The sequence below is a fragment of the Kribbella sp. genome (assembly GCF_035687465.1).
GTDB lineage: Bacteria > Actinomycetota > Actinomycetes > Propionibacteriales > Kribbellaceae > Kribbella.
On record NZ_DASRXP010000268.1, the window covers coordinates 1 to 12699 of the forward strand.

10 protein-coding genes are annotated in these 12699 nt (G+C 68.9%); 6 read left to right on the plus strand and 4 right to left on the minus strand.

The window, feature by feature from the left end:
• Nucleotides 1–271 precede the first annotated feature (271 nt).
• The gene (locus tag VFG33_RS13455) at nt 272–907 is read left to right on the plus strand and encodes a TetR/AcrR family transcriptional regulator (RefSeq protein ID WP_325026127.1); all 636 of its coding nucleotides are present in this window, start codon (nt 272–274) and stop codon (nt 905–907) included.
• 82 nt (nt 908–989) lie between these two features.
• Here the strand turns inward: VFG33_RS13455 and VFG33_RS13460 are convergent, their stop codons facing one another.
• Together VFG33_RS13460 and VFG33_RS13465 are read right to left on the minus strand one after the other, a co-directional pair.
• A complete protein-coding gene (locus VFG33_RS13460; RefSeq protein ID WP_325026129.1) occupies nt 990–1388 on the minus strand; it encodes a DUF3592 domain-containing protein in 399 nt (132 codons plus the stop codon).
• 131 nt (nt 1389–1519) lie between these two features.
• Entirely contained in the window at nt 1520–3427 is a 1908-nt protein-coding gene (locus VFG33_RS13465; RefSeq protein ID WP_325026130.1) for a DUF5107 domain-containing protein, read from the minus strand.
• Nucleotides 3428–3526: 99 nt separating this feature from the next.
• Here VFG33_RS13465 and VFG33_RS13470 point away from each other — a divergent pair, with 99 nt between their 5' ends.
• Nucleotides 3527–5182, plus strand: coding sequence for an FAD-binding dehydrogenase (locus VFG33_RS13470; protein ID WP_325026132.1), 1656 nt, complete (start codon nt 3527–3529; stop codon nt 5180–5182).
• Nucleotides 5183–5289: 107 nt separating this feature from the next.
• Here the strand turns inward: VFG33_RS13470 and VFG33_RS13475 are convergent, their stop codons facing one another.
• Together VFG33_RS13475 and VFG33_RS13480 are read right to left on the minus strand one after the other, a co-directional pair.
• Nucleotides 5290–6213, minus strand: coding sequence for a serine protein kinase RIO (locus VFG33_RS13475; RefSeq protein ID WP_325026134.1), 924 nt, complete (start codon nt 6211–6213; stop codon nt 5290–5292).
• A 149-nt stretch (nt 6214–6362) separates the two neighbouring features.
• Nucleotides 6363–8714, minus strand: a complete 2352-nt coding sequence (locus tag VFG33_RS13480) for a glycosyl hydrolase family 95 catalytic domain-containing protein (RefSeq protein WP_325026136.1) — start codon at nt 8712–8714, stop codon at nt 6363–6365.
• 147 nt (nt 8715–8861) lie between these two features.
• Here VFG33_RS13480 and VFG33_RS13485 point away from each other — a divergent pair, with 147 nt between their 5' ends.
• From VFG33_RS13485 to VFG33_RS13500, 4 genes are all read left to right on the plus strand, one after another.
• The gene (locus VFG33_RS13485; RefSeq protein ID WP_325026138.1) at nt 8862–9626 is read left to right on the plus strand and encodes an SDR family NAD(P)-dependent oxidoreductase; all 765 of its coding nucleotides are present in this window, start codon (nt 8862–8864) and stop codon (nt 9624–9626) included.
• Nucleotides 9626–10972 (plus strand): lyase family protein, encoded by a 1347-nt coding sequence (locus tag VFG33_RS13490; protein WP_325026140.1) that lies wholly within the window; start codon nt 9626–9628, stop codon nt 10970–10972. The genes VFG33_RS13485 and VFG33_RS13490 overlap by 1 nt, the downstream gene beginning before the upstream one ends.
• Nucleotides 10969–11922 (plus strand): thiamine pyrophosphate-dependent dehydrogenase E1 component subunit alpha, encoded by a 954-nt coding sequence (locus VFG33_RS13495; protein ID WP_325026142.1) that lies wholly within the window; start codon nt 10969–10971, stop codon nt 11920–11922. The genes VFG33_RS13490 and VFG33_RS13495 overlap by 4 nt, the downstream gene beginning before the upstream one ends.
• A partial coding sequence (locus VFG33_RS13500; RefSeq protein ID WP_325026143.1) for an alpha-ketoacid dehydrogenase subunit beta occupies nt 11915–12699 on the plus strand: 785 nt, incomplete at its 3' end. The genes VFG33_RS13495 and VFG33_RS13500, both read left to right, overlap by 8 nt.

Genomic DNA, 12699 nt, shown 5'->3' on the forward strand with positions numbered 1-12699 from the left:
GACTGCGGCTGACGAATCAGTCTGGCGCTGCGTGTACGTCGTACCGGCTAGTCCTGCGGCTGCGATCGTCAAGGACGCGAGTCCCGCGACCATCTTCTGGCTGACCTGCATGCTGTTGGTTCCCCTCCATCGATCCGGGCGCTGATCTTCTCCGGCGATTGTCGTCCACAGTCAATGACATCGACCTGACGGCAAGCTGTCACAGCACCGCCGTCCAGGTAAACGGCTGAGGTTGGCAACGTTGTCCCTCCCGCGGGGGCACAATATGGCCATGGTCACCACTCCCGCGGGCGAGGAACCAGAGACGGCCTACCCGCTGCGCCGGACGCCCACCCAGGACCGGGCCAACCGCCAGGTCGAACGGATCCTGGACGCGGCCTGCGCCGAGGTGGTCGAACGCGGGTACGACGCGGCGTCCACCAGCAGCATCGCAAAGCGGGCGGAGATCGCCGTCGGCAGCGTCTACCGGTACTTCCCGGACAAGCGGACCCTGATCCAGGCGATCGAGCGCCGCAACCAGCACCGCTACACCGAGGCCGTGCGGGAGAGGCTCGCCGTGGTCCGGGACTGGCGTCAGGCGGTCGATGTCACCCTCGACACCTTCCGCGAGATGCACAGCAAGGATCCCGGCTTCCGGGCGGTGGTGCTGAGCGGTCTGGGCGATCCGGATCTCGAGGCGGCTCCGGGCGAGTTCGACGATCAGCACGCCGACGAGTTCGCCGAACTCCTGGCGGCGCGCTTCGGCGCCCGCGACAGCCAGGAGTTCCGGATGACGGTCACACTGACGATCGCGATGGGAGAGGCCCTCGCCCACCTGGCCGACCGCCTCTCCGCGACAGACGCCGATTACGTCCTCGCCCAGGGCCGGCCGGCCCTCCACCGCCTGCTCGAACCCCACCTGCCCTGACAGCAAACTAAAAAGGCCCCGCCCTAAAGGCGAGGGACCTGCGTACGCCGGTCTGCCGTTGCTCGGGCAGACCGGTCAAGCGTTAAGGCTGTGGGACCGGGGTCGAGGACCTCGGGCCGCGTTGCGGCCAGTGGCTGACCCGGCCCTCGATCCTGGCCCGGCGGGGCGCCCGGATGTCGTAGCTGACGATCACCCGGTCGTTCTTGGCGTAGCTGCTCGCCGAAGCCAGCGGAATCATCCGCTGCACCACGAACGGGCCTTCGCCGTGCCGTGTGTAGTACTCGACGGTCACCTCGAGGCATTCCGCCGTCGTACCGCTGTCCAATTGACCGCGGACCGGTCCCCGCACCCGCGTCACCCATCCGGCTGTCTTCTCCACCCCGTCGCTGCGGCGCCGGACGCCCGCAACAACGTCTGCCACGATGCATGCCGTGACCAGCAGCACCAGGCCCAACCCACCGAGAATTACGAAGGTCACCATGGCACTCTCCCCCGACCCGCCGTCCGCGGACGGCGCGGTCGTCGCTGTCGAACTGCTCGTGCGGGCCTTCCCGCACAAACGGTGAGACGCCGTTCCGAGGCACCTGGTTCCCAGGTTCTGACAAATGAGTTTCAGTCGTCACCGAACATGCTGAACTGGTAGCTGTCCGGAACCGGCCGGGTGGTCCCGAGCCGCTCCTGGGTGAGCCGCCAGAGCTCGGCCAACTGGTTCGCGCCTTCCCGGACCCCGGCCAGCTCGATGCCCTGCTCCAGCAGGAATTCCGCGCCGGCCGCGTCCCCGGTCGCAAGCAGGAACTGCACCTCCACCAGCCGCAGCCGCGGGTCATCGCGAAGCTCGGCGGGCACCTGATCGAGGACGCGTTTCACCAGCGGCAGATCCGTCTCCAGCGCGGCGGTCACGGCCTCGACCAGCAGCGGCACCAACCGGAACGACGTCAGCTCGGCCGCCCGCTCGTACAACGAGAGCGTCCCCGTCGCGATCGCGAGATTGCGCAGCGCCCAGGCGTTCGGGATCACCTGCCCGGACTGCTCCCAGGCTTCGACCGCCCCTGCCACGTCGCCGTCGTACCAGCGGGCGACGCCGCGGTGGTACCAGACCAGCCAGCTCTCCTCCGCCGCTTCGAGCAGGTCCTTCCAACTCACCAGGGTTCCGTCCGGCGCATCGACCACATCCGTCGAGGGCAGTCGTCCATCCAGTAGCGGAAGCCAGGCACGCTCCCGTTCGGTCAGTTGCTTCTCAGGGAAGGGCGTCCCCGTCGACACCGTCCAGCCGGTCCTCATCAACTCCAGCGCACCCCATCCGGAGCCGTTGGCCAACTGTTCTCCCGGAGCCACATCCGCGAACGTCAGCCACTCCTGCTCCCGCTCACCAAGGTCCGTCAGCCTCGGCTCCAGTACTGCGTCCGCTCCCGCCCGGGCGGTTCCCCAGTCCTCCGCATGCGCGATCTCCGGATCCACCGAGAGCCCGCCGTACGCCTCCAGCCAATGCCAGTTGGTTGCTCCGGGCAACTTCAAGTGCTCCAACTGGGTACGGGCCAGACCAGCCTGGATCTCGGCGTACCCGGGTCCTTCGAGGCCGGGTGACAGCCACTCCTGCCAACGACGGCCACCCTTGCCCTCGCCCCAGACGAAGAGCTTCCGCCCTCGCAGCCGATCGGTCGACGCCTGGACGAGTCCGTTGCCCTCAGCATCGAGTGCCGCGATCCACGGTCGTTGTCCGGGTGGGAGCTCGAAGAAGAAGTCGACAGCTCGCCGATGCCGCATCGGATAGGTCAGATCGGCCCCCTCGTACTCCGGTACGTCCACCAGGTCGAGGCGGTTGCCATAGCCGAACCGCCAGGCCTGGTCCGCCGGAACCAGGACCCGCGTCCGAGGGGACTGCTCGACGGCGATGTTCGACCACCAGTACGCCGGGACCGGGTTGCTCGACGGATTCTGGATCCGCGCGCCGACGTACAGGAGGTCCGAATCGTCGGGGAGCCAGAAGTCGAGCTGGGTCACGAGGTTGCGGCTGCGTTCCCACTCCCAGAGGCGGAGTACCGGGCTGCCGTCGGGGCCTTCGACGCGGGCCGCGTGCAGAGGTGCGTAGGTGCCGGTCCAGTGGCCCGTACTGCCGAGGTTCCACTCGACGCCGCCGGCGAACCAGGCGTTGCGCAGGGCAAGGTTCGCCGGTTGCAGGACGGGGTTGCGGTAGAGGAGTTCCTGGCCGCTGGGCTTGTGGATGAGCGAGTACAGCCGGCCGCCCAGACTCGGGAGCACGGTCGCCTTGAGGTGGTCGTTCTCCAGCACGAGCGACGGCAGAGCCCGCTCGACGAGCTTCCGGTCGTAGCCGTCCTGGGTGAGGCAGGGCAGCACGCTCGCCAGCCGGCCGTACTGGACGCTCTCCTGCATCTCCGGCGGGAGCTCGGCCAGATTCTCGACGACGTGCAGGTCCTGCTGGGCGCGGAGCGGCGGCAGCGGATTCTCAAGGCCCAGGTCGGCGGCGGGCAGGACCAGCTGCTGCACAGAAAGGATCGTCACGCGGACAATTCTTGCAACTCTGCGCAGATGCGTCCATCGCTCACGGGACACTAGGTTGGGTCCGCTATACATGGACGACCGAACCGAGGGGATGGGTGGATGGACGCGGATGTGATCGTGGTCGGCGCGGGGCTGGCCGGGCTGGCTGCCACGGCCGAACTGGTCGATGCGGGCAAGAAGGTACTGCTGCTCGACCAGGAGCCGGAGGCGTCCCTCGGCGGCCAGGCGTTCTGGTCCTTCGGCGGGCTGATGTTCGTCGACTCCCCCGAGCAGCGCCGGATGGGCATCAAGGACTCCCACGACCTGGCGTTGCAGGACTGGCTCGGATCGGCCGGGTTCGATCGGCTCGACGACGAGGACCACTGGGCCCGGCAGTGGGCCGAGGCCTACGTCGATTTCGCGTCCGGGGAGAAGCGTCCCTGGCTGCGTGCGCAGGGGGTCGGCTTCTTCCCAGTGGTCGGCTGGGCCGAGCGCGGCGGCTATAACGCCGACGGCCACGGCAACTCGGTACCGCGGTTCCACATCACCTGGGGCACTGGGCCCGGTCTGGTCGCGCCGTTCGAGCGCCGGGTCCGCGAGGGCGTCGCGAAGGGGCTGGTGGAGTTCCGGTTCCGGCACCGGGTGGACGAGTTGACCGTCACCGGCGGGGTCGTGGACGGCGTGAGCGGGAAGCTGCTCGAGCCGAGCAATGTGGTCCGTGGCGCGGCGAGCTCACGGGTGGAGGTGGAGGACTTCGCGCTAACCGCCCAGGCGGTGATCGTCACCTCCGGCGGGATCGGCGGCAACCACGACCTGGTCCGCGCCCAATGGCCGGCCAGGATGGGCAAGCCGCCGGAGAACCTGATTTCTGGCGTCCCCGCGCATGTCGACGGCCGGATGCTCGCGATCACCGAAGCGGCGGGCGGCCGGTACGTGAACCGCGACCGGATGTGGCACTACGTCGAGGGCATCCGCAACTGGGACCCGATCTGGCCGCTGCACGGCATCCGGATCCTGCCGGGTCCGTCGTCGCTCTGGTTCGATGCCACCGGCAAGCGACTGCCGGTGCCGTTGTTCCCCGGGTTCGACACGCTGGGGACGCTCGAACACATCGTCTCGACCGGCTACGACTACAGCTGGTTCGTGCTGACCCAGAAGATCATCGAGAAGGAGTTCGCGCTCTCCGGCCAGGAGCAGAATCCGGATCTGACCGGCAAGGACATCAGAGGCGTCCTCGGCCGGGCTCGCGGCGGGGCGCCCGCGCCGGTGCGGGCGTTCATGGACAAGGGCGCCGACTTCATCGTCCGCGACAACCTGCCCGACCTGGTCCGCGAGATGAACGCGCTGACCGGTGAGGACCTGATCGACCTGGCCGACCTGGAACGGCAGATCGTCGCCCGGGACCGCGAGATGGACAACACCTTCACCAAGGATCTGCAGGTGACGGCGCTGCGCGGGGCCCGGAACTACCGCGGCGACAAGCTGATCCGGGTGGCATCGCCACACAAGATCCTCGACCCGAAGGCGGGTCCCCTGATCGCCGTGAAGCTGAACATCCTCACCCGCAAGTCCCTCGGCGGCCTGCAGACCGACCTCGACTCGCGCGTCCTGCGCACCGACGGCACTCCCCTGCCCGGTGTCTACGCGGCCGGCGAGGTCGCGGGCTTCGGCGGCGGAGGCGTCCACGGCTACCGCTCCCTGGAGGGCACCTTCCTGGGCGGCTGCCTCTTCAGCGGCCGTACCGCGGGCCGCGCGGCCGCCAAGGCAGTGTCCTAACCACTCCCGCATCCTTCGGTCCCAGTTCGCCCTTGCCCGAAGACGTGGCCTATGGCACTGACGTCTCCGGGCAAGGGCGAACTGGGACCGAAGGATGCGGGAGTTGGTCAGAACACCATGCTGAGCAGGTCGGCGAAGAGCTCCTGCTCGTCGGTCTCCAGGCCGCGGCTGGTGAACCAGGCCGCCATGTTGTGGCAGTCCCGGAGCAGGAAGTCCATCCCCTTCGGGTTGCCGACGATGTCGACCACCTGCGGCAAATCGATCATCACGATGCGGTCGCCCTGCGCCAGCACGTTGTACGGCGACAGGTCTCCGTGGGCCAACCCCGCCCTGGCCAACTCGCGCATCCCTTCCCTGAGCTGCTCGAAGTACGACTGCAGCAGCTCCCCCTTGGGCCGGACCTGCGCCAACCGCGGCGCGGCACCGCCGTCGCCGTCGTCGATGAACTCCATCAGCAGTTCGGTACCGTCCACCTGCACGGGGTACGGCACCGGGACACCTGCCTTCCAGAGCCGGCAGAGCGCATCCCACTCCGCGTAGGCCCATTGCCCGGCAGCGACGCTCCTGCCGTGCGACGTCTTCTTCGCCATCGCCCGGCTGTCACGGCTGTTGCGAGTACGCCGGCCCTCGACGTACGACGTACTGCGGTGGAACGAGCGGTGTTCCTCGGTGCGGTACCGCTTGGCGGCCAGCAACGAACTCCGCGCCGGGTAGTCGCCGATCTGCTCGACCGCCCGTTCGACCAGGAAGACGTCGGCTTCCTTGCCGGTTTTGAGGATGCCGAGCTCGGTATCGATCGCTGCCTGTTCCGTCACTACCCAGTCGGGCCGTGGTTCCGGGCCGCGAGAACCGCGCTCGACATCCAGCCAGTTGGACCACCGCTGGTTCGGGCCCAGCCGTTCGTCCACTGCGCGGTACTGGAAGACGAAGGCGTCGGCAGGGTCCGGTTCGGACTCGTCGCTGGTGAGTTCGCCCCAGCGGGCGTCTAGGTCAGAGAATTCTTGGTCGGTACGAAAGACGTCGGAAGACATCGGGTGTGCTCCTGAAGGATGAAGTGAGGCTGACGCGGGCATGCCGCAGCACAGTGATGGACATCCGTTCAGCCCTCCTTCGGTTCAGGCAGCACTCGTAGCTGCAAGTGGGACCAGCATGCCGGGGCGACAGCGACCACGCAACGCATTTATCCGCCGGCGGGACAACGCTGCAGGACGAAGGTCTGACCGGGTTCGGTCTTCAGCTGGGCGATGCCTGGCCGGAGTGTCTCTGGTGTGCTGCCGTCGGTGCTGACGAGTGCGCCCTCGGGCCAAGGGAGCTCGAGCTGGAGATCCGCTCCGGTCTCGCTGAGGATCCGGAGCTCCTCGATCACGCCGTCGCGCAAGGTCGCGCTGACCAGGAAGGCGCCGGCCGCGCGCAGGGTCGTGAAGGACGCGTCGACCGCCCGGGGCCAGTTCGGGAACAACCTGAGCACGCCGTCGTAACTCTGCAGGAGGCACTCGTTGATCACGCCGGGCAGCGCGAAGTTCTCTACCCAGATACCACCGCGACTCATGAAGTCGAATGAGGTGGCGTCGTCGTACCGACCGTGGACCGCCCGCACCCGGTCGGTCGCCGTACCGTTCGGCAACAGGCAGTAGCGCACCTCCCGCTTGAACCTCTCCAGGTCGAGCACTCCGAGCCGGGCTGCTTGCAAGGCGACGAACACGAGATCGTTGCCGCCTTCGGTCGCCTGGTTGCGCAGGGTGCGGCGCAGCAGCTCGAGGTCGGCGCGATCGCTGCCGAGCCCGACCTGCTCGGCCGGGAAGGCCGGCATCGCGACGACCGGTACGTTGTAGACGATTTCCGGGTCCTCGCCTGGGGTGGACACGAGCACCTGCCCGCGGGCCGTCTCCGCGGTCGGGTAGTCCACCAGGCCGGCCAGAACCTCGTGGACCTGCGCCAGCAGCTCACCCTCTTCCTGGGAGCGGCCGAGCACCCTCGTGGACTCGGCGAAGGCGGTCAGCAGGAACCGCCCGAGGCTGAGGTCCACCACGCAGTCCGCGTTGTACCGGAACCCCGGCCGCAACCCGTACAGCTCCGGCGTGACCGTCGGGAAGATATGCAGCCGACCATCGTCGAAGCCGCCCCGCTCCGTGGACGACAAGACGTAGTCCACGAAGAAGAGCGTCGCCTCCTTCAACGGACCGAAGGCACGATCGCGGAGGAACTCGAGGTCTTGGGTGTAGAGATAGTGCCACCACAGACTCTGCACCGCCCACGGCGTCTCGCAGACCTCCCAGCCCCAGGAGGGATCCGGATACGGGTTCGCGGTCATCTTGACCGGGTAGGCCGAGTGCGGGAATGCCGCACCACGCAATCCGTAGTACTGGCCGGCCCATTGACGGCTGATCGGCAGCAGATGGTCGATCATCGCCACGTACGGCTCGTGGAGCTCCGGGTGGTTGCTGGAGAACGTGCCCCAGAACGGCTGCTGCACGTTGTAGTTCAAGTGGTAGTCGCCATGCCAGTCGCTGCCGATCCGTCGGTAGGACCATGGCCCGAAGAGACCCGGGCACACCTTGCCGGGCGCCGACGCACACGCCAGGAAGTAGGAATTCCGGTACCACAAGTCGGTCAGGAACTCGTCAGCGAGCTCGACCCCGGAGGCCTGCCAGTACTCCGACCAGAACTCGTCAGAGCACCGGCGATCCTCCTGGTAGTCGCCCAGCTCGACCAGGTCCGCCGAGGTGACCAGCTCGGCCCTGCCATGGCGGAGGGAGACCACGACGCGGAAATCGGCTGTGTCCCGCACACTCCGCTCGAGCGGCCCGGACGGCCGTGGCTTGCCATCGACACCCGGGCGCGCGTCCTCGGCCAAGGACGCGCTGGTGGTCGCCGCCAGCACGAACGCGTCGGCACCGACCGCGGGATCCAGCGTCGGCAGCACCTGCCGGAACGCGAGCCCCGGAACATCCAGCACCGTCGGGCTCGGGCCGGTTTCGCCGGTCAGGGGATCCGGGATCAGCCCGATGGGGTCGGGCAGCAACCTGATCCGGTCGAACACCGGCACCCCCGAATGGCTCACCCACAACCGATCGTTGTCGCGGGCAAGGAAGATCTCCACCGCGGCCGGCTCGCCTTCGACCAGCAACGAGATCGTGCAGACGGCCGTGGCCAGGTCGAGCCGGTGACCGAGCACCTCGGCGCGGCGGGGATCGAAACCGAGGATCAGCGATCCGCAGGGGAACGGCCGGGGAAACGGCAGGTCGTAGCTGGCCCTGACCAGGTCGTTGTACTGCGCGAACCACTGGTCGTCGGTCAGGTCGTCGAGCGACGGGTCGATCGCCGCCACCCGGGCGAACACCTCGGCGAAGCTGCCGATCCCGTCGGCATGGCCCTCCTCGACCCGCACGTCCCACACCTCGTTGTGACCGAAGTGCACCACGACCGCATCCGGCCTGGTGGTCACCACAGCGCCGAGGCCGCCGTTGCCCAGCAACGCACCCTCGAAGAAGTCCGGCGCCGGGCCGCAGTGTGTGATCGATTCGTGGTCCATCAGACCTCCTCGAAAGCGCGAGCTTGGTCAACCGATTGACCCGAAGCATAGTAGGCGTGACGGACAGTTCCGCATCCGGCCTTGCGCGGCGTCGGCCACTGTGCCTATCGTCTTCCAGAACTGGTCAATCGATTGAGTGGAGCGCCGATGCTGTCCCTCTCCGACCGCAGGATCCTGGTCACCGGGGCCGCCGGTGGTCTGGGCCGAGCAGTGGCCGCCCGGTTGACCGAGCTGGGCGCGCGGGTCGCACTGGCCGATCTCGACGAGGCGGCCCTCGACACCGTCGCAGGCAAGCTCGCGGCGGATGCCGTGCTACTGCCCGGCGACCTGTCGGACGACAGCTTCGCGAGCGCCGTCGCCGCCCGGGCGGCGACTGCGCTGGGCGGCATCGACGGACTCGTGAACGCGGTCGGGGTGATGAGGACGACCCCGTTCCGCGACCTCCCTCTGCCGGAGTGGCGCAAGGTCGTCGACCTCGACCTGACCTCGGTCTTCGCGGTGACCCAGCAGGCCGCTGGTCTGATGACCGGCGGCGGGTCGGTGGTGACCCTGGCCTCGGTCGCAGCGCGGTCCGGCCGCCCCGACGCGGCGCACTATGCCGCGGCGAAGGCCGCCCTGCTCTCGCTCACCAAGTCGGCCGCGCTCGCGTACGGACCGGCTGTGCGGGTCAACGCGGTCTGCCCGGGGATCTTCCTGACCCCGATGTGGGACGGCATCCTCGCCGACCGCGACCGCCGGTTCGGCGCCGAGGCCGGCCGGGACTATCTGCAGCAGGTCGTCGAGCGGACGCCGCTCGGCCGCGTAGGCCGACCTGAGGAGCTTGCCGACGTGGTCGCGTTCCTGCTCAGCGATCTCTCGTCCTACGTCACCGGCCAGGCCGTCAACGTCGACGGCGGACTGGAGATGAACTGATGACGTTCCGGCTCCTCGACACCCTGTACGCCGACCAGGTGATGGCCGGGATCTGGTCCGAACACGCGACGGTCGCGTCCTGGCTGGAGGTCGAGGCGGGGCTCGCGACGGCGCAAGCGACCATCGGCTTGATCGATGCGGACGACGCCCGGGCGATCTCGGAGATCTGCCGGCCGGGTCTGATCGATCATGAGCAACTCTGGAAGGCGGCTCGGGTGGTCGGCTACCCGATCCTGCCGCTGACCCGGCAGATCGCGGCCGCGCTCCCACCCGGAGCGGCCGGACGGGTCCACTACGGCGCGACCACGCAGGACATCATGGACACCGGTCTCGCCCTCCAACTCGGCCGCTCCTGTGACCGTCTGCTCGAGCTTGCGCGGATCTTCGGTGACGCTCTGAGCCGGCTGACCACCGAGCATGCCGGCACGGTGATGGCCGCCAGGACACACGCCCAGCAGGCAGTGCCGACGACCTTCGGCGCGAAGCTGGGCGGATTCCTGGCCGAGCTGGCCGACGAGGTCGCCGAGCTTCGCCGCGCGGGCGAGGCGGTGCGCGTGGTGTCGCTGTTCGGCGCGGGCGGCACCAACGCCGCGATGGGACCGCAGGCGCCGGCTGTGCGGCAGGAGCTGGCCCGGCTGCTCGACCTGCGCGACAGCTCCGTCTCCTGGCACGTCAGCCGGCACCGGGTCGCCCGCTTCGGGGCGACCTGCGCCACCCTCGCGGCGACCTGTGTGCGCTTCGCCCGGGAGGTGATCGACCTGTCCCGGACCGAGATCGCGGAGGTGCGCGAGCAGGACGGCCACCACCGGGGTGCCTCCTCGACGATGCCGCAGAAGGCCAACCCGGTGCTGTCGGAGTCAGTGGTCGGCTTCGGGGTCGCCGCGACCACCGCCGCCGGTTCGTTGCTCAGGGCAATGGAGGCGGGACACGAACGCAGCGCGGGCGAGTGGCAGATCGAGTGGCTGATGGTGCCGGCGGTCGCCGAGCACGCCGCATCAGCCCTGTTCCTGGCCGGCGAGGCCGCGGCCACGTTGCGCGTGTTCCCCGACGTGATGCGGGCGAACCTGCAACGCGACGGCGGTCTGCTGATGAGCGAAGCGCTGATGATGCGGCTGGCCCCGAGCCTCGGCCAGGCCGGGGCGCACGATCTCGTCTACGCGGCGGCGCTGGAGGCCCGCCGGACCGGCGCGGACCTGACCGAAGTGGTTCGCCGTGAACTGCGAGCCACCGGCCCCGGTGCACCCGATCTCCAGCTCAGCGTCGACCAGTATGTCGGCGAGGCGCCGTCGATGGCCCACGCCGCGGTGGACCAGTGGCGCAAGCTCAAGGAGGAAGGACAGGAATGAGCGGGTACCAGCAGCACCTGCGGGATCTGCACGAGATGTGGCGGATCCGGGCCTTGGAGGAGAAGGTCCGGGAGCTCCGGCTGTCCGGCGAGATCGTCGGTTCGGTCCACCTCAGCATCGGTCAGGAGGCGGGCCCGGTCGGGTTCTGCACCGAGCTGTCCTCCGAGGACGCGCTGTTCGCCACCTATCGCGGGCACGGCTGGGCGATGGCTCGCGGCGTACCGCCGACGCCGATGCTGGCCGAGCTGGCCGGGCGGGCGACCGGTCTCAACGGCGGCCGCGGCGGATCGGCGTACTTCACCGCGCCGGAGTACGGGTTCCATGGTGAGAACTCGATCGTCGGGGCAGGTGCACCGATCGCGGTCGGCGCGGCGCTGGCGGGCAGGCACGACGGGAGTGGACGGGTCGCTGTCACCGTCTTCGGTGATGGCGCGTTGAACCAGGGGGCGACCCACGAGGCGATGAACTTCGCCGCCGCGTTCAAGCTGCCCGTGGTGTTCGTCTGCGAGAACAACCTGTACTCCGAGCTGACGCCGATCGCCACCATGGTCGGCGAACCAGAGCTCTGGCGGCGCGCCGCAGGCTACGGAATGCCCGGTCACTGGGTCGACGGCAACGACCCGGCAGGGGTCCGCGAGGCTGCCGCTACCGCGATCGCCCGGGCCCGCGAGGGCGCCGGACCGACGATGCTCGAGATGATGACCGAGCGGCTGGTCGGCCACTACATCGGTGATGCCGAGCAGTATCGGCCACCGGGCGAGCTCGAACGCGCCCGGCAGACCGAGCCGATCGTTCGGCTCCGCGCGGCTTTGACCGAGGCGGGTGTATCCGAAGCCGAGCTCGACGACTGCGAGACCCGCGCCCGGGCCGAGATCGAGGCGGCCGCGGCAGCCGCGCTGGCGGCCCCGCCGGCCGACCCTTCGACCGGGAAGGAGCATGTCTATGCCTGAGCAGGTCCTCGCACCCGAGTCGGCGACGATGGCGCTGAAGTACGGCGAAGCCGTCAACGCGGCGCTCGTTCGCGCCCTCGCGGAGATCCCGCAGACCCTCTTCTACGGTGAGGACATCGCCTTGCCCGGTGGGGTGTTCGGCGTCAGCCGCGGTTTGCAGCGGCGGTTCGGCGACCGGGTCTTCGACACCCCGATCAGCGAGTCCGCCATCCTCGGCAGCGCCGTCGGAGCCGCTCTGATGGGTCTGCGGCCGATCGTCGAGATCATGTGGGCCGACTTCTCCCTGGTCGCGTTCGACCAACTGGTCAACCAGGTCGCGAACGCGCGGTACGTCTCCCGCGGTGAGGCTCCGGCGCCGATCGTGGTCCGCACCCAGCAGGGCGCCGCACCCGGCTCGTGCGCGCAACACTCGCAGTCGCTGGAGGCCCTGTTCCTGCACGTTCCCGGCCTGCGGGTTGTGATGCCGTGGACCCCGCAGGACGCTTACGACGCACTGCTGGCAGCGGTCCACTCCGACGACCCGGTGATCGTGATCGAGAATCGCACCCTGTACGCCGGCGCGAAGGCCGACGTGACCGTCGGAGGCAGGCCGCGGCCGATCGGCTGGTCGAGTGTGCGGCGCTCCGGCGACGACGTCACGGTCGCGACCTGGGGCGCGATGACCGGCCGGGTTCTGCAGGCCGCCGAGCAGCTCGCCGAAGACGGGGTCGAGATCGAGGTGGTCGAGCTGACCTGGCTCAATCCACTGGATCTGTCGGCGGTCCGGGAAAGTCTGCG